At 58.5% G+C, this 24,271-nt stretch carries 16 protein-coding genes; all 16 read left to right on the plus strand.

What is annotated here, in order from left to right; translation table 11 throughout:
* Positions 1–21: 21 nt before the first annotated feature.
* The 16 genes from nqrE (at position 22) to BQ5379_RS03330 (ending at position 24,257) form a co-directional block, all read left to right on the plus strand.
* Positions 22–639, plus strand: coding sequence for an NADH:ubiquinone reductase (Na(+)-transporting) subunit E (gene nqrE, locus BQ5379_RS03255; protein WP_071134115.1), 618 nt, complete (start codon positions 22–24; stop codon positions 637–639).
* A 19-nt stretch (positions 640–658) separates the two neighbouring features.
* Complete coding sequence (gene nqrF / locus BQ5379_RS03260) at positions 659–1,957, plus strand: NADH:ubiquinone reductase (Na(+)-transporting) subunit F (protein ID WP_071134116.1); 1,299 nt, start codon at positions 659–661, stop codon at positions 1,955–1,957.
* Positions 1,958–2,067: 110 nt separating this feature from the next.
* Entirely contained in the window at positions 2,068–3,579 is a 1,512-nt protein-coding gene (locus BQ5379_RS03265) for a sulfatase family protein (protein WP_071135522.1), read from the plus strand.
* A 103-nt stretch (positions 3,580–3,682) separates the two neighbouring features.
* Positions 3,683–6,202, plus strand: a complete 2,520-nt coding sequence (gene gyrA, locus BQ5379_RS03270; RefSeq protein WP_071134117.1) for a DNA gyrase subunit A — start codon at positions 3,683–3,685, stop codon at positions 6,200–6,202.
* A 25-nt stretch (positions 6,203–6,227) separates the two neighbouring features.
* Entirely contained in the window at positions 6,228–7,535 is a 1,308-nt protein-coding gene (locus BQ5379_RS03275; RefSeq protein WP_071134118.1) for a tetratricopeptide repeat protein, read from the plus strand.
* 400 nt (positions 7,536–7,935) lie between these two features.
* Positions 7,936–11,469: a glycosyl hydrolase gene (locus tag BQ5379_RS03280; protein ID WP_071134119.1), complete on the plus strand. Its 3,534-nt coding sequence runs from the start codon at positions 7,936–7,938 to the stop codon at positions 11,467–11,469.
* Positions 11,470–11,771: 302 nt separating this feature from the next.
* Positions 11,772–13,217, plus strand: a complete 1,446-nt coding sequence (gene sufB / locus BQ5379_RS03285) for a Fe-S cluster assembly protein SufB (RefSeq protein ID WP_071134120.1) — start codon at positions 11,772–11,774, stop codon at positions 13,215–13,217.
* 81 nt (positions 13,218–13,298) lie between these two features.
* Complete coding sequence (gene sufC / locus BQ5379_RS03290) at positions 13,299–14,066, plus strand: Fe-S cluster assembly ATPase SufC (RefSeq protein ID WP_071135523.1); 768 nt, start codon at positions 13,299–13,301, stop codon at positions 14,064–14,066.
* Between the two features lie 5 nt (positions 14,067–14,071).
* Complete coding sequence (locus BQ5379_RS03295) at positions 14,072–15,187, plus strand: SufB/SufD family protein (protein WP_071134121.1); 1,116 nt, start codon at positions 14,072–14,074, stop codon at positions 15,185–15,187.
* Positions 15,188–15,201: 14 nt separating this feature from the next.
* The gene (locus tag BQ5379_RS03300; RefSeq protein WP_071134122.1) at positions 15,202–16,425 is read left to right on the plus strand and encodes an aminotransferase class V-fold PLP-dependent enzyme; all 1,224 of its coding nucleotides are present in this window, start codon (positions 15,202–15,204) and stop codon (positions 16,423–16,425) included.
* Positions 16,426–16,651: 226 nt separating this feature from the next.
* A complete protein-coding gene (gene tmk, locus BQ5379_RS03305; protein WP_071134123.1) occupies positions 16,652–17,338 on the plus strand; it encodes a dTMP kinase in 687 nt (228 codons plus the stop codon).
* Positions 17,316–18,566 carry a BT_3928 family protein gene (locus BQ5379_RS03310; protein WP_071134124.1) on the plus strand — a complete coding sequence of 417 codons (1,251 nt, stop codon included), beginning with the start codon at positions 17,316–17,318 and terminating at the stop codon, positions 18,564–18,566. Before tmk ends, BQ5379_RS03310 begins: the two co-directional genes overlap by 23 nt.
* Before the next feature lie 627 nt (positions 18,567–19,193).
* The gene (locus BQ5379_RS03315) at positions 19,194–20,669 is read left to right on the plus strand and encodes a potassium/proton antiporter (protein WP_071134125.1); all 1,476 of its coding nucleotides are present in this window, start codon (positions 19,194–19,196) and stop codon (positions 20,667–20,669) included.
* Positions 20,670–20,760: 91 nt separating this feature from the next.
* The gene (locus BQ5379_RS03320; RefSeq protein WP_071134126.1) at positions 20,761–21,861 is read left to right on the plus strand and encodes a 6-phosphofructokinase; all 1,101 of its coding nucleotides are present in this window, start codon (positions 20,761–20,763) and stop codon (positions 21,859–21,861) included.
* Positions 21,862–21,979: 118 nt separating this feature from the next.
* Positions 21,980–22,693: a GIN domain-containing protein gene (locus BQ5379_RS03325; RefSeq protein ID WP_071134127.1), complete on the plus strand. Its 714-nt coding sequence runs from the start codon at positions 21,980–21,982 to the stop codon at positions 22,691–22,693.
* 13 nt (positions 22,694–22,706) lie between these two features.
* Positions 22,707–24,257, plus strand: a complete 1,551-nt coding sequence (locus BQ5379_RS03330; protein WP_071134128.1) for a YifB family Mg chelatase-like AAA ATPase — start codon at positions 22,707–22,709, stop codon at positions 24,255–24,257.
* Positions 24,258–24,271: the final 14 nt, after the last annotated feature.

The raw sequence follows: 24,271 nt of genomic DNA on the forward strand, positions 1-24,271 counted from the left end.
CTATCAACATAGAGATCAATTATGGAAAACATACTGAACATCTTTGTCAAGTCGATCTTCATCGACAACATGGTCTTCGCCTTCTTCTTCGGGATGTGCTCCTACATCGCCGTGTCGAAGACCGTCAAGACCGCCATGGGTCTGGGGCTCGCCGTCATCTTCGTGATGACCGTCACCGTACCGGTCAACTACCTGCTCAACGAATACGTCCTCAAAGCCGGCGCCCTGAGTTGGGTATCCCCGTCGATGGCCGACGTGGACCTGAGCTTCCTCAGCCTGATCGTCTTCATCGCCGTGATCGCCTCGATCGTCCAACTGGTCGAAATGGTCGTTGAGAAATTCGCCCCCAGCCTCTACAGTTCGCTGGGTATCTTCCTGCCGCTGATCGCCGTGAACTGCGCCATCATGGGTGGTTCGCTCTTCATGCAGGAACGTGCCTACGCCAACATCGGCGAAGCTACCGCCTTCGCCCTGGGCTCGGGTATCGGCTGGTGGCTCGCCATCATCGGCATGGCCGCCATCCGCGAAAAACTCACCTACTCCAACATTCCCAAACCCCTCAAAGGAGTGGGCATCACGTTCATTATTACCGGCCTGATGGGGATCGCCTTCATGATCTTCCTCGGTATCCAACTCTAACGCATTACAGACAGACACGATGATATCATCAACCATTCTTTCAGCAGCAGCCGCGAATCTGACGCCCACGCTCGTCGCGGCCATCATCGCCTTCGTGGTGATCACGCTGATCCTGGTGGCCGTGCTGCTCTTCGCCAAGAAGAAACTCACCCCCTCAGGCAACGTGACCATCACCATCAACGGCGAAAAAGAGATCACCGCCCCGACCGGATCGAGCCTGCTCTCGACCCTGAGCGAACAAGGTATCTACCTGCCCTCCGCCTGCGGTGGCGGTGGCTCGTGCGGGATGTGCAAATGCCAGGTGCTCGAAGGCGGCGGAGAGATCCTCCCCACCGAAGTCAACTTCTTCAGCCGTAAACAACAACAGGACCACTGGCGCCTCGGTTGCCAGGTCAAAGTCAAGAACGACCTGAAGATCCAGGTACCCGAATCGGTACTCGGCGTGAAGAAATGGGAATGCGAAGTGATTTCGAACCGCAACATCTCGACCTTCCTCAAAGAGTTCGTCGTGAAACTCCCCGAAGGCGAACAGCTCAAATTCCGCAGCGGCGGTTACATCCAGATCGACGTTCCGAAATACGACGAGATCAAATTCTCGGATATGGATGTCGATGAACAATACCGCGCCGACTGGGACAAATTCAAGATGTGGGATCTGGTGACCAAGAACCCCGAGCCGACCTTCCGTGCCTACTCCATGGCCAACCACCCGGCCGAAGGGAACATCATCATGCTCAACATCCGTATCGCCACTCCGCCCTTCGACAAGGTTAACGGCGGCTTCATGAAGGTGAACCCCGGTATCTGCTCGTCGTACATCTTCAGCCGCAAACCCGGCGACAAGGTGACCATCTCCGGTCCTTACGGCGAATTCTTCCTGCCGGACAACCTGCCCGACACCCAGGAACTGATCTTCATCGGCGGTGGTGCCGGTATGGCTCCGATGCGCAGCCACATCATGCACCTGTTCAAGACCGAAAAGACAAAACGTCCGGTATCGTTCTGGTACGGTGCCCGCGCCCTGAAGGAAGCTCCGTACATCCACGAGTTCCACGAAATCGAAGAGCAGTTCCCGAACTTCTCGTTCCACCTGGCTCTCGACCGTCCCGACCCGGATGCCGACGCAGCAGGCGTACCCTACAAAGCAGGCTTCGTACACAACGTGCTCTACGAAAACTACCTCAAGAACCACGAAGATCCCGAAGGCTGCATCTACCTGATGTGCGGACCGCCCATGATGATCTCCTCCGTAGTCAAAATGCTCGACTCGCTGGGAGTTCCGCCCGAAAACATCCTGTACGACAACTTCGGATCCTAATCGATCCCACATATTCTCCCGAATCAGAGAGAATTACACGAAAAAACGCTTCGGTTTCGAAGCGTTTTTTTTGTACATTTGTTTGTTAATTCACACCATAAATGATCGCCATGAAACGAGCCCTCTGCCCCATCCTGCTGAGCAGCCTGGTACCAACGCTGGCCGCAGCCCACTCCGCCAACAAAAACGACCGCCCGAACATCATTTACATTCTGGCGGACGACATGGGGTACGGCGACGTGTCAGCCCTCAATCGCGACTGCAAAGTCCAGACACGGCACATCGACAGCCTCGTCGCACAAGGGATCACCTTCAGCGATGCCCACACCTCGTCCGCCGTCTCGACCCCGTCGCGCTATTCGATCCTCACCGGCCGTTACAACTGGCGCTCACGGCTTCAGTCCGGCGTGGGATGGTCCTACACCCCCGCCCTGATTGAACCCGAACGGATGACCGTGGCCACCCTGCTCGGTTCTGCCGGCTACCACACCGCCTGCATCGGAAAGTGGCACCTCGGCCTCGGCTGGCAGTACCGTTCCGATTCCCCCAAAGAGGTTGACTTCACCCAACCGCTGACCGCCTGTCCGAACGATAACGGCTTCGAATACTCCTACATCATGCCCGCCTCGCTCGACATACCGCCCTACGTGTACATCGAGAACGGACGCATCACCGCCCCCGTCACCGACACCATCGACGGCCACAATGGCTATGCCTTCTGGCGGAAAGGCCCCATCGCGCAGGATTTCGACATCGCCAAGACCCTCGACCACTTTACCGACAAAGCCGTCGAATACATTCGCCAGCAGGCCGCCGGAAACGAACCCTTCTTCCTCTACTTCCCGCTGACCGCTCCCCACACCCCGATCATCCCCTCCGGCCGGTTTGCCGGTAAGAGCGGAATCGGCCCCTACGGCGACTTCCTGCTCCATGTGGACGATGTCGTGGGACGCGTCATGGAAGCCGTACGTGAAGCCGGCATCGAGGAAAACACCCTCATCGTTTTCACTGCCGACAACGGTTGCTCCCCGTCGGCCAACTACAAAAACCTCAAAGCCCACGGCCACAACCCCAGCTACATCTTCCGCGGCACGAAAGCCGACATTTACGACGGCGGCCACCGCGTTCCCTACATTATGCGCTATCCGGCGCTGATCGCCCCCGGCAGCCAAAGCAACGCCCCGGTGTGCCAAACCGGCCTGATGGCCACTTGTGCCGAACTGCTCGGCCTTCGTCTACCCGATGACGCCGGCGAGGACAGCTTCAGCCAACTCTCCATCCTGCGCGGCCGGGAACGTGCTTCCGACCGCAAGCACATGCTGATCCACCACTCGATCGAAGGCTTCTTCGCCATCCGTCAGGGCCAGTGGAAACTCTGCGTCTGCCCCGGATCGGGCGGTTGGAGCGCGCCGGTTCCCGGAGCCGAAGCCGCCGATGCCCCCCGGATGCAGCTCTTCGACATGGCTGCCACCCCGGGCGAACCAGCCGAAGCGAACCGCTACACCCCCGGCCAGAAACAGAGCAGCCGCATGCTTCGCGAGCTCGAAAAAGCCATCCAGCGCGGCCGCACCACCCCCGGCAAACCGCAGTCGAACGACGTTCCTGTGGTACTGTACAAATAGCCCGGCCCTCCGAGTCCAGAAAGAGCGCACAGAATTTGCGAGTGTCGGCGAAAAGCCGTATCTTAGTAGCTTAAAAAGCTAAGAAAGGAAACTCCAACAACCCATGGAAGAACAGCAAGCCAGAATCATCAAAATCAATATCGAGGAGGAGATGAAGAGCGCCTACATCGACTATTCGATGTCCGTGATCGTCTCTCGTGCCCTTCCCGACGTGCGCGACGGCCTCAAACCGGTCCATCGCCGCGTGCTCTACGGGATGAGCAACGAGCTCTCGCTCTACTCCGACAAGCCCTATAAAAAATCCGCCCGTATCGTCGGCGAAGTGCTCGGTAAATTCCACCCCCACGGCGACTTGTCCGTCTACGACGCCATGGTCCGCATGGCCCAGGAGTGGTCGATGCGCTATCCGCTGGTCGACGGACAGGGTAACTTCGGTAGCGTCGACGGCGACTCCCCCGCTGCCATGCGTTACACCGAAGCCCGCATGCAGAAGATCACCGACGAAGTGATGGCCGACATCGACAAAGAGACCGTCGATTTCACCCTCAACTTCGACGACACCATCTACGAACCCACCGTACTGCCCACCAAAATCCCGCTGCTGCTGGTCAACGGCAGTTCCGGTATCGCCGTGGGGATGGCCACCAACATGCCCCCCCACAACCTGAGCGACACCGTAGATGCCATCGACGCCTACATCGACAACCCCGACATCGAAATCTCGGAGCTCATCGACAAGATCAAAGCCCCCGACTTCCCCACCGGCGGTATCATCTACGGATACGAAGGAGTACGTCAGGCCTATGAAACCGGCCGCGGCCGCGTCGTGATCCGCTCCAAGACCGAAATCGAACACACCCCCTCGGGTCGCGAATGCATCGTCATTACCGAAATCCCCTACCAGGTCAACAAGGCCGAAATGATCCAAAAGATCGCCAGCCTCATCAACGAAAAGAAGATCGAAGGGATCTCGTACATCAACGACGAAAGCGACCGCAACGGGATGCGCATCGTGATTATCCTCAAACACGACGCCGTAGCCAGCGTGGTGCTCAACACCCTGTACAAATACACCCAGCTACAATCCACCTTCGCCGTCAACAACATCGCCCTGGTGGACGGCCGTCCGCGCTCGCTGAACCTCAAACAGCTCATCAAATACTTCGTCCGTCACCGCCACGACGTGATCGTGCGCCGCACGAAATACGACCTGCGCAAAGCCGAAGAACGTGCCCACATCCTCGAAGGGTTGCTCATCGCCCAGGACAACATCGACGAAGTGATCCGCATCATCCGCGCCGCCAAAAACGCCGACGAAGCCAAAGCAGGCCTCATCAGCCGCTTCAGCCTCAGCGACCTGCAGGCCCAGGCCATCGTCGACATGCGTCTGCGCGCCCTGACCGGACTCGAACACGAGAAACTCCAGGAAGAGTACGACGAGCTGCGTAAAATGATCGCCTACTACAACGAGTTGCTCGCCAGCGAACCCATGCAGATGCAGGTCATCAAGGACGAGCTCAACGAAGTCCGCGAGAAATACGGCGACAAACGCCGCACCGAAATCGTCCTCAGCGCCGAAGAGTTCAACCCCGAAGACTTCTACGCAGACGAAGAGGTCGTGATCACCATCTCCCACATGGGGTACATCAAGCGCACCCCCCTGACCGAATATCGGACCCAGTCGCGCGGCGGCGTGGGCTCGAAAGGCTCCGCCACCCGCGATGCCGATTTCATCGAGCACATGTACGTGACCACGATGCACAACACCATGCTCTTTTTCACAGAAAAAGGGCGGTGCTACTGGCTCAAGGTATACGAAATCCCCGAAGGAAGCCGTTCGTCTAAAGGGAGAGCCATACAGAACGTTATCCAGATCGAACCCGACGACAAGGTACGCGCCTACATCAACGTCCGTCGCCTGAACGATCCGGAATACGTCAACAACAACTACATCGTGATGTGTACCCGCGAAGGTATCATCAAGAAGACCCTGCTCGAAGCCTACTCCCGTCCGCGCCAGAACGGTGTGAACGCCATCACCATCAAGGAGGGTGACCAGCTGATCGACGCCGCCCTGACCAGCGGCAACGCCCAGATCGTGATCGCCGCCAAAGACGGTAAAGCCATCCGCTTCGAAGAGAACAAAGTACGCGCCATCGGTCGAACCGGCGCCGGCGTACGCGGCATCAGCCTCGACGAAGGCGACGAAGTAATCGGCATGCTGACCGTCGAACCCGGCCAGAAGCCCGAAATCCTGGTCGTATCCGAAAACGGCTACGGCAAACGCACCGACCTGGACGACTACCGCATCACCGGCCGCTCCGGTAAGGGTGTCAAGACCATCCAGATCACCGAAAAGACCGGTAAACTGATCTCGATCCAGGCCGTCAGCGACGAAAACGACCTGATGATTATCAACCGCTCGGGTCTGACGATCCGCACCCCCGTATCGGACATCCGCGTCACCGGCCGTGCCGCTCAGGGAGTCAAGATCATCAACCTCCGCGGTAACGACGCCATCGCCTCGGTGATCGCCGTACCCAAAAGCGACGACGAGACCCCGGCCGAGACCGAAGGGGAAGGCACCGCAGCTACCCCCGCCGAAGAGCCCGGCAACGAATAGAAACAACTAACAACCAACAGATACCATGAAAAAACTCTTTTTGATCCTTGCCGCAGCAGCCATCACGCTCAACGCAAGTTCCCAGACCAAAGAGCTGGACAACCTGAACAAACGGTTGACCAAAAGCGATGAAGCCATCGCCGATGCCAAGAAAGCCGGCCTGGCCGCTACTTGGATCGACCGTGCCGATGCACTTCTTGCCGCCTCGAACGCCTACACCAAAGAGCTGATCGCCGGTTTCTCGATCGAACAATCGCTGAACCTGATCGGCGAAGAGCCCAAGGAAGTTGTCGACATGGAAGTGGGAGGCAAACCCCACAAAAAATATGTTTTCGAAAACTACGACATCTATGTTGACGAAAACGGTTCGGTAGCCTTCTGGAACACCAAGAACGAATTCCGTCCGAACGCCCTCAACGGCGCCTTCGAAGCCCTCCAGAAAGCATACGAACTCGACCCGAGCACCTTCAGCAGCAAAGGTTACATCGTCGCCTCGAACGTGCTGAACCAGTTCAACACCAACGGGATGAACCTTTACAGCCTCGACCAGAAAGGTGCAGCCGCCGACATGTTCGTCAAAGCAGCCGAAACCAACCAGATGCTCGGAACCGTTGACTCCGTAATGATCTACTACGCCGGTGTTGCCTACAACGAAGCCGGCAACTACGACAAAGCCCTCGAATACCTGAACAAAGCCCGCGAAATCGGCTACGACCAGGAAGGTACCGTAGATTCCTACATCGCCTACATCCAGCAGCAACAGGGCAAAAACGAAGACGCTATCGCCACCCTCGAAGCAGCTACCCTGAAATATCCGGGCAGCAACCAGCTCATCACCCAACTGATCGACCTGTACGTTCAGACCAAACGCGATCCCGAGAAGGTAGTCGCCACGCTGGACAAAGCCAAAGCTCTCGATCCCAACAACGGTGCGCTTTACATGCTCGAAGGTACCCTGTGGGAACAAATGGGTAACTCTGAAAAAGCCGAAGCAGCCTTCCTCGAAGCAACCAAAGTAGATCCGAACAACTACATCGGTTATATGAACGCCGGTATCATGAAAGCCCGCAAAGGTGACGCCCTCGTTCAGGAAGCCCAGAAACTCGACATCAACGACGTCAAAGGCTACAACGCTCTGATCGACCAGGCCATCCCGTTCTACGACAGCGCCATCGAACTGCTCGAAAAAGCACACGAACTCAACCCGAAAGAGATCGGTGTAGTCGAAATGCTCAAAGGCCTCTACTATCAGAAACAGCAGGACGGCGGTCCCGAAATGGAAGCCAAATTCAAAGAATACAACGACCTGCTCAAACAGATGCAAGGCGAATAAGCGTCTCCTTTAGGAAATACAGACATTTGATTTAGAGAGTCGGGAACGGATGAACATCATCCGTTCCCGATTTTTTATACCATCCCGCGAGCTATTATCATTACACCCAATCCCCCATGAACCGCAATCCCATATAACTACTTTGCAATCCCCGAAAAAAACAAAGACCCTCAATCGAATACATGCCGTTTTTACCGCACCAATTCCCTGATTCCATTTTCCAGCCTTCGCAGTTTATCTCGCAAAATAACAATAACCACATCAAAATCAAATCTATTTATCTTATAAAATGATGCGAATTATTCGTATTAGCATAATTTTGTAAAGTACAGAGAGAGGCATGGTCACCGACCCTCTTTTCCACAAGTCATCCATCTGTTTAACCCATAAAACCAAGATTATGCAAAAGTATTTAACCCTGGTTTTCGTGCTTGTGCTCTGCTGCCATATGGCAGTCACTCCAAGTTCGGCACAAGTCGGATACCCCGATCGAGATTCACGTCAGGACGCACTGCCCGGATTCAGAAGTCCGCCAGCCGGTTATGGCGAAGTTCCCTTTTACTGGTGGATGGGCGACACCCTGACACGGGAACACCTCACCGCCCATCTGGACCTGCTGAAAGGACGCGGCATCAGCAGTCTGCAGGTAAACTACGCCCACAGCGACAAAGGCGGGAAGCTATGGGGACTGACCTATAAGTCGAAGCCCGAAATCTTCACCGACGAGTGGTGGGAACTGTTCGGATGGTTCATGCGCGAAGCCAGGAAACGCGGCATGACCGTCAGCCTGAGCGACTACACCTTAGGAGTGGGCCAGGAACAATACGTCGACCACATACTTGCCGACCATCCGGAAGTCACCGGATCCGAACTGCGATTTCTCAAACAGCGGGCCCAGGGTTCACTCCACTGGGAGCTACCGGCCGAACCGCTCACCGTACAGGCCTATCGGATAGACTCCGACAGTTCACTCATCGCCACATCGGTCATCGATCTTACCCCCCACTGCCAGGCCAAAACACTGAATTGGGACGTTCCCGAAGGCGACTGGATGATCACCGTCGTCTATGCGTCCCCCAAGATACCCTCCTATGACCCGATGCACCCTCAGTCCGGCCAGCTGTACATCCAATACTTCTTTCAGCAATTCGAAGACCGCTTTCCCGAAGACTCCAAAGGGGGTCTGAACTTTTTCTTTTCCGACGAATTGAACTTTCAACTGGGAAATCTGATCTGGAACTCCTACTTTCAGGAGGAATTCAAGAAACGCAAAGGATACGACATCGTTCCCCATTTGGCCGCTTTGTTTGTGGACCTCGGCGACAAGACTGCCAAATACCGGCTGGATTACAACGACGTGATGGTATCCCTGAGCGAAGAGAACTTTTTCGAACCCGTCTACCGCTGGCATGACGAACGTGGTCTGATCTACGGTTGCGACCACGGCGGTCGCGGACTGGACGTAGCCGAATTCGGCGACTACTTCCGCACCCAGCGCTGGAACCAGGGGCCCGGTTGCGACCAGCCAAAACTGGCAAAGGATATTATTAAGAACAAGGTAGCCTCTTCGATCGCCCACATGTACGAACGTCCGCGAGTCTGGCTGGAAGGATTCCACAGCAGCGGCTGGAGCACCTCGTCCGGTCAACTGCTGGACGCCATTTTCGCCAACTTCGTACAGGGACAGAACCTGCTGAGTCTGCACGGTCTCTACTACTCGACCCCCGGCGGATGGTGGGAATGGGCTCCGCCCTGCAACCACTTCCGGATGCCGTACTGGGCCGAGATGGACAAACTGCTGGCCTGCACCGAGCGACTGAGCTATCTGCTATCGCAAGGGTATCACCGTGCCGACGTAGCGATTCTCTACCCGGTGGAGCCCGTCATAGCCGGAGACGGCCGACACTCTGTTGACTGTGCATTCGCCATCGGTACCGAGCTTTACCATCAGGGGATCGACTTCGACTTCATGGACTACGAATCGCTGGCACGTGCCGAAATTGACGGCAACCACCTGAAAGTCTCGGGCGAGACCTTCCGTATCCTGATCATCCCGGCCATGGAGACCATGCGAAGCAGCTCCATCCAAAAAGCCCTCGATTTTCAGCAAGCAGGCGGGACAGTACTCTGCATCGACCGCCGCCCTGAAGCTACGGAAGCCGGGAAAGCCGATACCGCGATGCTCGAACGGATCGGCCACCTCACCATTACGCCCCGTTCGCGCGTGCTCAACGCCGTTGAACGTGCGACCGTTCGGGATTTCCGCATCGTATCGGGCACGATAGACGAGCCGAACGTCATGCACCGCAAGATCGGTCCGCGCGATGTTTACGCCGTTTATCACGTGGACAAAGATGCCCTATGTTACTTCCGCAGCACAGGCAGAGCCGAACTGTGGGACCCCTGGACCGGTGAAGTACGACCGCTCACCGTAAGCCGAACCGACTCCGCAGGCAGCTATCTGCGGATGCCGCTCGAAAAGACGGAAATTCAGCTGATTGTTTTCAATCCGGACCAGCCCGCCATCATCGGAGACAGCGCACCGTCCAAGACACTGACCGCCCTCCCGCTGACCGGTGTCTGGGAGACCGAATTGATTCCCGTACTGGACAACCGTTGGGGCGATTTTCACTGGCCCGCCACCGCAGAGAAGATCGGTGCAGAGATTCGTAAAATGGAGCACACCAACCATGTCAGTGCCGGTTGGCAAGGCACACTCTGCCAAACGCAAGGCTGGGAGATGCAGAGTCTGGGATTCGGAGACTACATGCTACAACTGGCGGCACTGCCTGAAGCCCTCGACACCGCCGAACTGCTGCAACACATCGATCGCCAGCCGTGGCAGCCATACGCTTTTTCGTGGCGCTGGGGTGTAGAGAACGACTACGGCCATCAGGGATACCACGGGTTGAAAAGCGAGATGTACGCCGACTTCATCCGCTTGGGGCAGATCAAGGACGAATTTACGGAGCTGAAGCGTGTCGCCGATCCGAAAGGGTCGCATTACTACCTGCTGACCGACGTTATCGCACCCGCAGCCGGAAGCTATGAGATGCTTTGCGGCACCACTCGCCCGACCGACCTTTGGATCAATGGGCAAAAGGTTCCGACCTTTTCCAACGGCAACCGCATCACGTTGCAAGCCGGCGCCAACCGCCTCCTGCTTCACTACGACGGAGCCTGCACCACCTACTTTCTGATCCGCGATCCGGCCCAAACGGGTCAGATCGTTTCGGAGACCCTTGCGGAACGCCCTCTTTCGATGCCGTGGAACGGCGACCTGTCGCTGCTACCTTTCGTATCGCCCTCCCACACCGCCAAGCAGTACTTCCGTTTTCTCTCCGCTCCAGGCCTCGAAGCGCTCGATTTTTCAGCCTACGCCTCGCAAATCCAGGTCTGGATCGACGGTGAACCCGCCCACATAACTCGTGGAGCGATGCGCCCCGACAGTCTGGTATCCTACCGGGTCGAAACGCCTCGCAGGGAGAACCCTGCACTGGTAGCCATCGAACTGGAAAGCCCCTATCCCGGCGGCGCAGTCTTCCCCTATCCGATCCGTCAACAATGCGGTCGCGGCAAGTTGGAGCCGGGCGACTGGAGCCGGCAGCCGGGGCTGAACTGCTACTCCGGCGGCATGTGGTACCGCCAAGAGATCGACCTCGACGAGACGACCTGTCGGCAAGTCGTTGCACTTGATCTGGGCGAAGTGGTTTCGACCGCCGAAGTGTTTGTCAACGGTCAGTCGGCAGGGCTGCGCATGGCCGCCCCGTGGAAGTTCGACCTCACCGGACTGCTGAAACCCGGCAAAAATCGACTGGAAATCCGGGTCTATAATACCGCAGCGACCCACTACATCTCCATACCGACCATGTATCGCGGCGACATCACTTCCGGTCTGTTGAAAACTCCCAGTTTACTTCTGCAAGAAGAGTAGACCGTTTAAACGCCAGCCGATCCGATCGGCCCGTTCGCCATACTGCTGCCGGACGCTCCGGACCGCCTTGTCCCGTTTTCCGGGAGACCCGACTGCGGCCCGACCGAGAAGTCCGACAGCAGTATGCTTTTCTTGCGGACATACCCCACACCGCCACCAATACCCCGCCGACCAGGTGTCCAAGGGAGCGCCACGCCGAAAAACTCCCGGACGACATGCAGAAAATTCAGCCGTTCTCCGTACCTTTGTGAAATTTACAACCCCGGGATTCCGTTTATAGAAGGATACCGATACCACCGAACATGGAAGAAAAAGAGATCATTGCCAACGCCGCCCAAGGCGACTACAAATACGGCTTCACCTCCGACATCGACACCGAGACCATCGGCAAAGGACTCAGCGAGGAGATCATCCGTAAAATCTCCGCCCTGAAAGGAGAGCCCGACTGGCTGCTCGAGTTCCGCCTCAAGGCCTACCGGAAATGGCAAACGATGACCATGCCCGACTGGGCCCATCTGGATATTCCGCCCATCGACTACCAGGACATCATCTACTACGCCGCCCCGCGCAAGGATAAAAAACTCAAAAGCAGCATGGACGAAGTCGACCCCGAGTTGCGAGCCACCTTCGAGAAGCTCGGCATTCCGCTCGACGAGCAGAAAGTACTCGCCGGAGTAGCCGTCGATGCCGTCATCGACTCCGTGTCCGTGAAGACCACCTTTCAAAGCACCCTCGCCGAGAAAGGAATCATCTTCTGCTCCTTTTCCGAGGCCGTGAAGAGCTATCCCGACCTGGTACGCAAATACATGGGCACCGTCGTTCCCTACACCGACAACTTCTTTGCAGCACTGAACTCCGCCGTCTTTTCCGACGGGTCGTTCTGCTATATTCCCAAAGGCGTTCGCTGTCCGATGGAGCTGTCGACCTACTTTCGGATCAACGCTGCCGGCACCGGACAGTTCGAACGGACCCTGATCGTCGCCGACGAAGGAGCCTACGTCAGCTACCTCGAAGGGTGTACGGCCCCCATCCGCGACGAGAACCAGCTCCATGCCGCCATCGTCGAGATCGTGGTCGAACGCGACGCCGAAGTGAAATACTCCACCGTCCAGAACTGGTACCCCGGCGACAAGGACGGCAAGGGAGGCGTCTTCAACTTCGTGACCAAACGCAGCATCTGCCGCGGCGATAACGCCAAGATCAGCTGGACCCAGGTCGAAACCGGTTCGGCCATCACCTGGAAATACCCCTCCTGCATCCTGGCCGGCGACAACAGCGTCGGCGAGTTCTACTCCGTGGCCCTGACCGGCAACCGCCAGCAGGCCGACACCGGGACCAAGATGATCCACCTGGGGCGCAACAGCCGCAGCCGCATCGTCAGCAAAGGGATTTCCACCGGCTACTCGCAGAACTCCTACCGCGGTCTGGTTCGCGTGGCCAAGAATGCCACCGGCTGCCGCAACTACTCGCAGTGCGACTCGCTGCTGATCGGCGACAAATGCGGCGCCCACACCTTCCCGTACATCGAATGCGGCAACACGTCGAGCACCGTCGAACACGAAGCCACCACCTCGAAAATCAGCGAAGACCAGCTCTTCTACTGCAACCAGCGCGGCATTTCGACCGAAGAGGCCGTCGGGCTGATTGTCAACGGCTACGCCAAGGAGGTGCTGAACCAACTCCCCATGGAGTTCGCCGTCGAAGCCCAGAAACTCCTCTCGCTCTCGCTCGAAGGGAGCGTGGGATAGCCGCCGGGAACCCCGCGCACCACAGCCCCCTACCTGCTTAACCACCACAAACAGACACGACAGAACATTATGAGCCAAAATATCATAGAGATCAAGAACCTGCGCGCCACCGTCGCCGAAGAAGGAAAAGAGATACTGAAAGGGATCAACCTGAGCGTCAACGCCGGCGAAGTGCACGCCATCATGGGCCCCAACGGCTCCGGCAAATCGACCCTCGCCTCGGTGCTGGCCGGCAACGAACGCTTTGCCGTCACGGGCGGCGAAGTCACCTACCTCGGTCAGGACCTGCTGAAGATGAGCATCGAAGAGCGAGCCGCCCGCGGTCTGTTCCTCGGCTTCCAGTACCCGGTCGAAATTCCCGGCGTCTCGATGGCCAACTTCCTGCGCCTGGCCATGAACCAGCAGCGCGCCTTCCGCGGCGAAGAGCCCATCTCGTCCGGCGATTTTCTGCGTCTGATGCGTCAGAAAAGCGAGATCGTCGAACTCGGCGACCGGCTGATGAACCGCTCCGTGAACGAAGGCTTCTCGGGCGGCGAGAAGAAACGTAACGAGATCTTCCAGATGGCCATGCTCGAACCCCGTCTGGCCGTGCTCGACGAAACCGACAGCGGCCTCGACATCGACGCCCTGCGCGTGGTGGCCACCGGTGTGGCCCGCCTCAAACGCCCCGACAACGCCACTATCGTCATCACCCACTACCAGCGCCTGCTGGACTACATCGTCCCCGACGTGGTACACGTGCTCTACCACGGACGCATCATCTACTCCGCCGGCAAGGAGCTGGCCAAAGAACTCGAAGAACGCGGCTACGACTGGCTCATCCGCGAATACGGAAACAACGAGGAGTAAGCGCCATGGACAGAATACAGAAAGAACGCTACCGCTACACGCCGAAGAGCCGCCTCGACGCCCTTCTGGACAACGCCTCCTCCGTCCCCGGCACCACGGCACTGGCCGAGATCGACATCGAAGCCGACAACACCCTGTGCCACAAGAGCGCCGCAACGGCCGCCGACGCGACCGACCTGATCGCTCAGGCCGACGCGACCACCCACGCCGAGATTCTCAGCGACCCGCTGGTGAGCGACAACCTCGCCGCCGGCGACCATCAGATACAGGGCGTCCAGATCGACATTCCCGACCGGTTCCAGACCGACGGCATTCTCTACATTCACCTGCGGTATCCCGAAACCGGCACAGCCAGCATCAAATACCGCCAGCGCCACACCATCCGCGTGGGGCGCAACGCCAACGTTCGCGTAGCCATCTACCACCATCCCGCCGCACGGCCCGAACAGACAACCGTCAACGCACTGTTGCTGGTCGACACTGCCCCCGGTGCCCGGATCGAGATCGTCGAAGTGGCCGAGACCCGTGCCAACTACCTCAGCACGACACTCATCCGGCAGCGCCGCGACTCGTACGTCAAGTCGACCACCATCGACCTCGACAACACCCTGATGCGTCGCAACCAGTTCATCTGCCTGGCCGAGGCCGGAGCCGAGTGTCAGCTCGAAGGGACCTACATCACCGACGGAGAACAGCACTGCGACAACTACATCCGGATGCACCACGCCGTGCCGAACTGTACCAGCAACCAACTCTTCAAAGGGGTTGCCGAAGATCGTTCGCACGCCGCCTTCACCGGTCATGTCTACGTAGCCCCCGGCGCGCAGCAGACCGTCGCCCTGCAGGAGAACCACAACATCGTCATGGGCGACGAAGCCCGGATTGACACCCGTCCGCAACTGGAGATCTACGCCGACGACGTGAAGTGTAACCACGGCGCCACCATCGGTCGTCTCGACCCCGAAGCCATCTACTACATGCGTCAGCGAGGCATCAGCCTCGACGCCGCCCAACGGCTCCAGATCGAAGGTTTCATCGACGAAATCATCGACCACAGCCACATCGAAGAACTGAGCCACCTGCTCCACGAAAAAGTATCGAAACGGCTCCAGACCCTCTGATCCGCCCTCGTCCTATGAAAACCCTCGCAGAGATACGCTCCGATTTTCCGATCCTCACGGCCACCGTCAACGGCAAGCCCCTGGTCTATCTGGATAACGCAGCCACGGCCCAGAAGCCCGAATGCGTGATCCGCACCGTCGATGAGCTCCACCGCACGCTGAATGCCAACATCCACCGCGGCATTCACTACATGGCCGAAGAGACCACCACCCGATACGAACAGGCCCGTGAACGGGTACGGGCACTGTTGAACGCCGCCTCGACCCGCGAAATCGTCTTCACCAGCGGCGCCACACAGTCCATCAACCTGGTGGCCGCCACGTTCGGCGAAAAATACATCCACGCCGGTGACAACATCCTGCTCACCGAGCTGGAACACCACTCCAACATCGTGCCGTGGCAACTCGTCGCCCAGCGCAAAGGAGCCGAGATCCGCGTCCTGCCGTTCGACGACAACGGCGCTCTGCGGCTCGACCTGCTCCCCACGCTGATCGACTCCCGCACCCGCATCGTCGCCGTCAGCCAGGCCTCGAACGTGCTCGGTACAGTACCCGACCTGCCCCGCATCATCGACGCCGCCCATGCCCACGACATTCCGGTGTTGGTGGACGGCTGTCAGGGCATCGTCCACCAACAGACCGACGTGCAGGCACTGGATTGCGACTTTTACGCCTTCTCCGGGCATAAGATCTACGGTCCCACCGGCATCGGCGTACTCTACGGCAAAGAGCGGTGGTTCGAAGCGCTCCCCCCCTACATGGGCGGCGGCGACATGGTCGGCACCGTCACCCTGCCCCAGGGTACCACCTACGCCGAGCTTCCGCTGAAGTTCGAAGCCGGCACCTCGAACTACATCGGCGCCATCGGACTCGGCACCGCCATCGACTACTACAACAGCATCGGCCAGCAGTGGATCCACGACCACGAAACCGCTCTGCTGCAACAGGCTACCGCCCGGCTGAGCGAAGCCGTCGACGGCATCCGCATCTATGGCGAGACGCCCGGCAAGAGCCCCATCGTATCGTTCACGGTCGACGGCACCCACCCGGCCGACATCGGTATGATTGTCGACAAGCTCGGCGTGGCCGTCCGCACCGGCACCCACTGCGCCGAACCGGTCATGACCCACTACGGGCTGACCGCCATGTGCCGCCTCTCGATCGGCCTCTACAACACCGAAGAGGAGATCGAGACCGCCGTAGCCGCCATCCGGCGTGCCGCCGACATGCTCCGATAGCCCCCTGCCCGCCGCATTTGCCAAGGCGTACTGAACCATGCACACAGCGGCAGGAACGGCATCCTGCGACATCTCCCGCACAGTAACCGCCCCGGTCCTTCGGCGAGCAACACTTCGGGAGGAGCCGCGCCCGCCGCACGTTACGCCCCCCCTCCCGGTCGGACAGCAATCCGCACAAACGGACCTCCGCACCGGCCAAACCGTACCACCAAACCACGAAAAAGCCATGTTTATCGTCATCGAAGGGCTCGACGGAGCCGGCAAATCCACCCAGGTAGCACGCATGCGCCAACTGTTCGAAGAGCGCTACGGAAAACAGGTCGAATACCTCCACTTTCCGCGTTTCGACGCCCCGGTCTACGGCGATCTGGTCGCCCGATTCCTGCGCGGCGAGCTCGGTGCACTGGATCAGGTGAACCCTTATCTGGTGGCTCTGATCTACGCCGGCGACCGGCAGCAAGCCGCCCCGATGATCCGCAACTGGCTGGCCGACGGGAAGGTCGTCATCGTGGACCGGTACGTCTACTCCAACATCGCCTACCAGTGTGCGAAGTTCTCCCCCGACTCCGGCGAACGCGCCGCCCTGCGTCAGTGGATCCTCGATCTCGAATACCGCCACAACGACATCCCGCGGCCCGATCTGTCGCTCTTTCTCGACGTACCCTTCGACTTCACCCGGAGGAAACTCACCGAGCAACGCGAAGGCGACGACCGCAGCTACCTTCAGGGCAAGACCGACATCCACGAAGCCTCTCTCACCCTGCAACAGAACGTACGCGAAGTCTACCTCTCGTGTGCGCAGGACGATCCCGACTTCCACGTCATCGACTGCGGCGACCCCGAAACCGGCGCCATGCTCAGCCCCGACACGATATTCAACAAGATAGCCGATGAAATCAATCGATACCTTTAAAGAACACCACCCGCACGCTGCACGCCTGCTCGGCGGCCCGGCCGTCGCCGTCTCGCGCTACCTGTTGGCGGCGCTGTTCATCTTCTCCGGCGCATCGAAAGCCATCGACCCCTTCGGACTCTCTGTCAAACTGGGCGAATACCTCTCCGCCTTCGGTCTCGACGCCCTCCAGGTGCTGGCAGGCGTGGGCTCCATCCTGCTGCCCACGTTCGAGATGATGGTCGGTCTGATGCTGCTCGGCGGTCTTTCGCGACGCGTCACCTCGTGGCTCACGTTCCTCAGCATGAGCTTTTTCACGCTGCTGACCCTTTGGCTGGCCATCTCCAACCCCGTCAGCGACTGCGGCTGCTTCGGAGACCTGATCCACCTGACCAATTGGGAAACCTTCTTTAAAAACCTGATTTTCTGGCCCCTGTCGGCACTGCTGTTCGTGACGCGCAACAGCCAGCGCCAGTTCAACCCCTCGCCGCTGCGCAGCATCGTCACGTACGCCGTACTGCTCGCCGCCAGCCTCGGCCTGACCCTATACTGCAACAGCACGCTGCCGCCCATCGACCCGACTCCGTTCCGGGTGGGCGTCAACATTCCGCACGCCATGACCGTGCACGAAAACGAAGCCCAAACCATCCTGGTCTACCGCGACAAGCAGGACGGCAGCCTCCACGACTTCAGCATCGAAGACACCACGTGGTACGACTCCTCGCGCTGGGAGTATGTCGATACGCGCACCGTCGGCCAAAGCACCGTGCCGGAGATCAAGGCCGTACCGATGTTCGACGGCAACATCGAACGGTCGGCCGAGATCCTGCAACGCAAAGGCTACACGCTGATCTTCGTGATCAACGACTACGACCCGACCTACGAGCCGCAGATGTTCGCCCTCTCGGCCTATATCCACGCATACAGCGGTCGTGCCGTTGCCCTGAGTGCCAACGACCTGCCCGCCTCGCTGGCCGAGAACGGTATCGAACCGATGGGCAGCGACTACACCATCCTGCACACCATGATCCAACACCGAAAGGGGGGTGCCCTGCTGCTCCACGATGGAACCATCCTGGGCAAATGGTCCATGAACCGTCTTCCCCGCTGGCAGGAGGACGACCACGACCCGCTGAACCACGTTCTGACCGCCGCGGGGGCGGCACACGAACAACTGCTGATCGCCCTGTTCCTGCTGGCCGTAGGAGTAATTGCCGTCTGCATCGTGCGTACTCCGGAGTGGCGTTAATTCAACCCCGACAAGCATAAGGAAAAAGAGAGACAAGACGGGCGCAGGAATATTGGGAAGTGTAAAAACTGAAAAAAGAATAACGGACAGCCTCGACAGATCCTTTTTCGGCGACCAGGATTCCATTCTGGTATTCATTTTCCTCAAAGAGTCAATACTTTTCGTCCCGTCCTTCCCTGCGAAGGTCGCGTCTTTCCGATCCGCCACACACCATCGGGATGGTCTCCGCCATCCCGATGTTTCATTTTGAGCGTTCAGACTACCGGTTTTCACTCCCTTATACATTCATAAGTTCCTCACGAAACCCGCAACCATCCCCCTCGCAGAATCGTCCCTCTCATCCATACGCAATTCACTCGCTACCCGCTTCACGGAAGCATAACCACACCTCCTCTCCGGAAACTTCGCAGGGGCATAAGATCGCATCAACGCCCCTGCCGCCATCAGCAAAGTCGACTTCCTTCTGCCACTCCCATTATCGATTCGAACACACAATTTTCCGCCTCCGGATACGTTCTCTCATACATCAACTCAGCAGTCCCCACAAGCTGAATCACCCCGGACTTACATTCGCATAAATTTTGCTAAATTTGTCCGTATTCACACATTTTCAAGAACCTACACCAAATGAATATCACCCCCGGCAACGTTATTCTGATTGGCTCCATATTACTATTTATCAGCATCTTAGTCGGCCAGCGGGCCTATAAGTTCGGCATTCCGGCCCTGGTCCTGTTTTTGGGCGTCGGGATGCTCGCCGGGACAGACGGAATCGGCGGCATCAACTTCAACAGCCCCAGCATCGCTCAATTCATTGGCGTAATCGCCCTGAACTTTATCCTCTTTTCCGGGGGTCTCGATACGGAATGGAAATCGGTCAAACCGGTCATGTGGCCCGGGGTAACACTCTCCACCCTCGGAGTGCTGCTGACGGCCATTGCCACCGGCCTCTTCGTACACTGGGTTGTTCCGGGATTCTCGCTCTTCGAAGGGTTGCTGTTGGGCTCGATCGTCTCCTCGACCGACGCCGCCGCCGTCTTCTCCATCCTACGTTCCAAGAGTCTGCGTCTGAAACATAACTTAAGGCCGATCCTCGAATTCGAAAGCGGTAGTAACGACCCGATGGCCTACCTGCTGACCATCACCTGTCTGAGCCTGGTGATCGACCCCACCACGTCGGTCCCCGAAGCCATCGTCAACTTCGTCACCCAAATCCTCGTCGGAGGCGCGGCCGGGATCCTGTTCGGCATCTCCATGGTGTGGATCGCCCGCCACGTCAAACTGGGCTACACCGGACTCTACTCCGTGATGATCATCGCCCTGATGTACTTCACCTATGCCGCCACCGACAAAATCGGAGGCAACGGTTTCCTGGCCGTCTATCTGGCTGCTCTGTGGTTCGGTAACCACAAGATTCCGCATCGCGCGTCGATTCTCAACTTCTTCGACGGTTTCGCTTGGCTCATGCAGATCATCCTCTTCCTCACGCTCGGCCTGCTGGTCTTCCCCAGTCAGATCGTACCCGTTATCGGCATCGGGATGCTCGTCTCGGCCTTTATGATTCTGGTGGCCCGACCACTCAGCGTCTTCCTCTCGCTGAGCCCGTTCAAGATGCCCATCCGCAGCAAACTCTTCGTCTCGTGGGTCGGCCTCCGCGGCGCCGTGCCGATCGTATTCGCCACCTACCCCCTGATTGCCGGGATCGACAAAGCCGGCATGATCTTTAACATCGTATTTTTCATCTCGCTGACCTCCATTCTGGTACAAGGGACCACCCTTCCTCTCTTCGCCAAATGGTTCCGCGTATCGGCCCCCGAAGAAAAGATGATCGGCCAAAAGCCCGAACTGGATCCCTCGGAAGTATCGAATCTGATCGAGATCGAAATCGCCGAAGGCAACGAGCATATCGGCCAGAGCGTCTCCGAGACCCGTTTCCCGGACGGCGCCCGCATCACGCTTCTGCTTCGCGGCGGCACCAACGTAGTGGTCACCGGCTCGACCCGTCTGGAGGCCGGCGACCGGCTGATTGTGGCCAGTCAGAACCGCTCAGACGCAGAACAGGTCTACGAAATGTTCACCTCCGGCAGCGGGGAGAAAAATTAACCCGATCAATATTCTCGGAATAGATTGGGTTCGTTCAAAAAAATGTTTACTTTTGTAGCTGTTTTTGAAACGCAAAAGACCCTAATAAAACATGAAAAGAGTTTTAGTTGCAACCAGCGGCGGTGACTGCCCCGGATTGAACGCAGTGATCCGCGGCGTCGTAAAGCGCGCAGCACAGGAAGGCGACTGGGAAGTGCTCGGTAGTATCCAAGCCTACAACGGTATCCTGTGGGAGCCCACCGAAGTAAAAGTCCTCGACGAAGCAGCCGTAGCCGGCATCCACTATCGAGGCGGTACGATTATAGAAACCACCAACAAAGGGGGCCCCTTCGCATGGCCCGTATACAACAAACACCTCGGCCAGTGGGAGTACGTCGATCGTTCGGACGAAATGATCCGCAAACTCCAATACATGGGTGTTGATGCAGTGATTTCGATCGGCGGCGACGGTTCGCAGCGCATCTCGCAGCAGCTCCAGAGCCAGGGTCTCGACATCGTCGGGGTACCGAAAACCATCGACAACGACCTCTCGGCCACCGACTTCACCTTCGGTTTCCAGACTGCCGTACAGATTGCGACCGACGCAGTCGACAAACTCGTCACCACTGCCGCATCACACAACCGTACCTTCATTCTGGAAGTGATGGGCCGCAACACCGGTTGGATCGCCCTGCACGCAGCTATCGCCGGTGGTGCCGACGTCTGCCTGATCCCCGAAATCCCCTACGACCTGAACGTCGTACTCGATAAGCTGAAAAAACGCTACAACTCGAAAGGTCGTGGTTCGGCCATCATCGTCGTAGCCGAAGGCGCCCGTCCCAAAGACGGTACCGTACACGCCGCAGCAGCTACCGAAGTTGGTTACGAAAACGTCCGTCTGGGCGGTATCGCCTACGACCTGAGCCGTCAGCTCAAAGCAGCCGGCTTCGAACCCGATATCCGTGAAACCGTTCTCGGCCACATCCAGCGCGGGGGCGTGCCCATCGCCTACGACCGTGTACTGGCTACCCAGTTCGGTGTCAAAGCCTTCGAATATGTCCTCGAAGGTAAATTCGGCCACATGGTATCGTATCGTCACCCCGACATCATCGCCGTACCGTTCGAAGAAGCCGTCGGACAGTGCAACTACGTACGTCCCGACAGCGACATCGTCAAATCGGCCCGCGGTTGCGGTATCAGCTTCGGCGACTAATACAACAGGTCCGGCCCCAACGGCAAGACCGACCCTATCGAGACCCGTCCCCCCGTTTTCGGAAGGACGGGTCTCGTTTTTGTTGGGGAATCCCCGGAAAAAACCTAAATTTGACCTTATGAAGAGAAACTATCGCCATGTACTGCTCCTGCTCGGTCTGCTCAGCCTGCTGCTGATCGGTCCCCGCAGCTACGCCCAGGAGATTCGAGAAAGCGAGCCCCTGCCCCCCTTCACCGCCCTGAACGTGGAAGGTCCCGTCAAGATCGAACTGATCCCCGCCGACGAGAACAAACTGCAACTGATGCTGTGGGATCTCGACGAACGCGAGATCCGCTGGCAGGTCAAAGACAACACCCTGTACCTCATCGCCCGCAAAGGCCTCGTCAACAAACGCGCCTACGCCGACGTCAAGCTCTACTACGCCACCCTGAACCACATCAACATCAGCGGTGGAGAAGTCATCACCCAAGAACCCATCCAGTGTCCCCACCTGACCCTGACGGCCGAAAGTTCCATCGGAAAGATGGATCTGATCACCGAATGCAAGGAAATCACCATCCTCACCAGCGGCGACAACACCGTCAAGGTACGCGGCACCACCGAACAAGCCTCCTACCAGGCCAAACTCGGCAGCCGCATCCAATGCCTCGAGTTGAGCGCCCAGAACGTCCTCGCCACCGCCTCCGGCAAAGCTGAAATCCAACTACAGGTGAGCGACCAGCTCGACGCCCGCTCTGTCACCGGCGCCAACATCTTTTTCCGCGGCGACCCCGTCACCCTGAACATCAAGAAATCCACCCTCGGCGGCGTCGAATCGGTCAACAACCTCTAACCGCGCCGCGCCCATGCTCGTCAAGACCTACTGCAGCACCGTCGAAGGGATCGACGCACGGACCATCACCGTCGAAGTCAACCTCTCGCCCGGCATCCGTTTTCTGGTAGTCGGTCTGCCCGACAATGCCGTACGCGAAAGCCAGCAACGCATCACCGCCGCCTTCGCCAACAATCGGCTCCGCATGCCCGGATTCAACATCCTAGTGAATCTGGCCCCCGCCGACCTGCGAAAAGCAGGCTCGCACTACGACCTGCCGATCGCCATCGGCATACTCGCCGCCTCGCAACAGGTCGCCGCAGAGCCCCTTGCCCGATACATCCTCATCGGCGAACTCTCCTTGGACGGTACCCTGCTGCCCGTCAAAGGCGCCCTGCCGATCGCCATCCAGGCCTGGAAAGAGGGATTCGAAGGGATCATCCTTCCCGCCGCCAATGCCCCCGAAGCCGCCGTGGTACAGAACCTCAAAGTCTACGGAGTCGAAAATCTGATGCAGGTCATCGGGCTACTGAACGGCGAATCGGAGATCGCCCCCACCGTGATCGACACCCGCGCCGAATACTTCTCGCGCCTCGACCATTTCGACCTCGACTTCCGCGACGTAAAGGGTCAGGCCGACGTCAAACGCGCCCTGGAGATCGCCGCAGCCGGCGGCCACAACGTACTGATGATCGGCCCTCCCGGAGCCGGAAAGAGCATGCTCGCCAAGCGTATGCCCACCATCATGCCCCCGATGACCCTCTCCGAGGCCCTCGAAACCACCAAGATACACTCCGTAGCCGGCAAATTGCACGACAACGTCGGTCTGCTCACCGCCCGCCCCTTCCGCGCGCCGCACCACATCACCTCCGAAGTGGCGCTGGTCGGCGGAAGCATTCCCCCACAGCCCGGCGAGATCTCGCTGGCCCACAACGGCATCCTGTTTCTGGACGAGCTGCCCGAGTTCAACCGACGCACCCTCGAAGTGCTACGCCAGCCGCTCGACGAGAAACGGATCACCATCTCCCGGGCCAAATACAGCGTCGACTACCCGGCCAATTTCATGCTGATCGCCGCCATGAACCCCTGCCCGTGCGGCTACCGGACCCATCCCGAAAAGGTTTGCACCTGCACCCCCGCGGCCCAGGCGCGCTACATGAATAAAATATCCGGCCCGCTGATGGATCGGATCGACCTCCAGATCGAAGTGATCCCCGTGGCCGTCGAGAGCATGACCGGCCGCCGTGAGGGGGAGAGCAGCGCCGAGATCCGCCAACGCGTGATCGCCGCCCGCGAGCGTCAGACCCGGCGTCTGCAACGCGACGGGTACACTCAGACCCACAACAACGCCATGCTGACCCCCGAACAGATGGAACGCTACTGCCAGCTCGACGACGAGAGCATCGGCCTGATCCGGGAAGCCATGACCACCATGGGCCTGTCGGGCCGCGCCTACGACCGTATTCTGAAGGTCGCCCGCACCATCGCCGATCTGGCCGGTTCGGACAACATCCGGATCGACCACGTTGCCGAAGCCATCCAGTACCGCAGCCTCGACTGCAACCACCTCGCCGGCAACCAGTAAATCTCCCCGTATCT

The organism is Millionella massiliensis (assembly GCF_900104655.1).
In the GTDB taxonomy this organism is placed as follows: Bacteria; Bacteroidota; Bacteroidia; order Bacteroidales; family Rikenellaceae; genus Rikenella; species Rikenella massiliensis.

Coding starts and splice junctions, on each gene's coding strand:
- nqrE (WP_071134115.1), top strand. CDS start 22: ATGGAAAACATACTGAACATCTTTGTCAAGTCGATCTTCATCGACAAC.
- nqrF (WP_071134116.1), top strand. CDS start 659: ATGATATCATCAACCATTCTTTCAGCAGCAGCCGCGAATCTGACGCCC.
- BQ5379_RS03265 (WP_071135522.1), top strand. CDS start 2,068: ATGAAACGAGCCCTCTGCCCCATCCTGCTGAGCAGCCTGGTACCAACG.
- gyrA (WP_071134117.1), top strand. CDS start 3,683: ATGGAAGAACAGCAAGCCAGAATCATCAAAATCAATATCGAGGAGGAG.
- BQ5379_RS03275 (WP_071134118.1), top strand. CDS start 6,228: ATGAAAAAACTCTTTTTGATCCTTGCCGCAGCAGCCATCACGCTCAAC.
- BQ5379_RS03280 (WP_071134119.1), top strand. CDS start 7,936: ATGCAAAAGTATTTAACCCTGGTTTTCGTGCTTGTGCTCTGCTGCCAT.
- sufB (WP_071134120.1), top strand. CDS start 11,772: ATGGAAGAAAAAGAGATCATTGCCAACGCCGCCCAAGGCGACTACAAA.
- BQ5379_RS03295 (WP_071134121.1), top strand. CDS start 14,072: ATGGACAGAATACAGAAAGAACGCTACCGCTACACGCCGAAGAGCCGC.
- BQ5379_RS03300 (WP_071134122.1), top strand. CDS start 15,202: ATGAAAACCCTCGCAGAGATACGCTCCGATTTTCCGATCCTCACGGCC.
- tmk (WP_071134123.1), top strand. CDS start 16,652: ATGTTTATCGTCATCGAAGGGCTCGACGGAGCCGGCAAATCCACCCAG.
- BQ5379_RS03310 (WP_071134124.1), top strand. CDS start 17,316: ATGAAATCAATCGATACCTTTAAAGAACACCACCCGCACGCTGCACGC.
- BQ5379_RS03315 (WP_071134125.1), top strand. CDS start 19,194: ATGAATATCACCCCCGGCAACGTTATTCTGATTGGCTCCATATTACTA.
- BQ5379_RS03320 (WP_071134126.1), top strand. CDS start 20,761: ATGAAAAGAGTTTTAGTTGCAACCAGCGGCGGTGACTGCCCCGGATTG.
- BQ5379_RS03325 (WP_071134127.1), top strand. CDS start 21,980: ATGAAGAGAAACTATCGCCATGTACTGCTCCTGCTCGGTCTGCTCAGC.
- BQ5379_RS03330 (WP_071134128.1), top strand. CDS start 22,707: ATGCTCGTCAAGACCTACTGCAGCACCGTCGAAGGGATCGACGCACGG.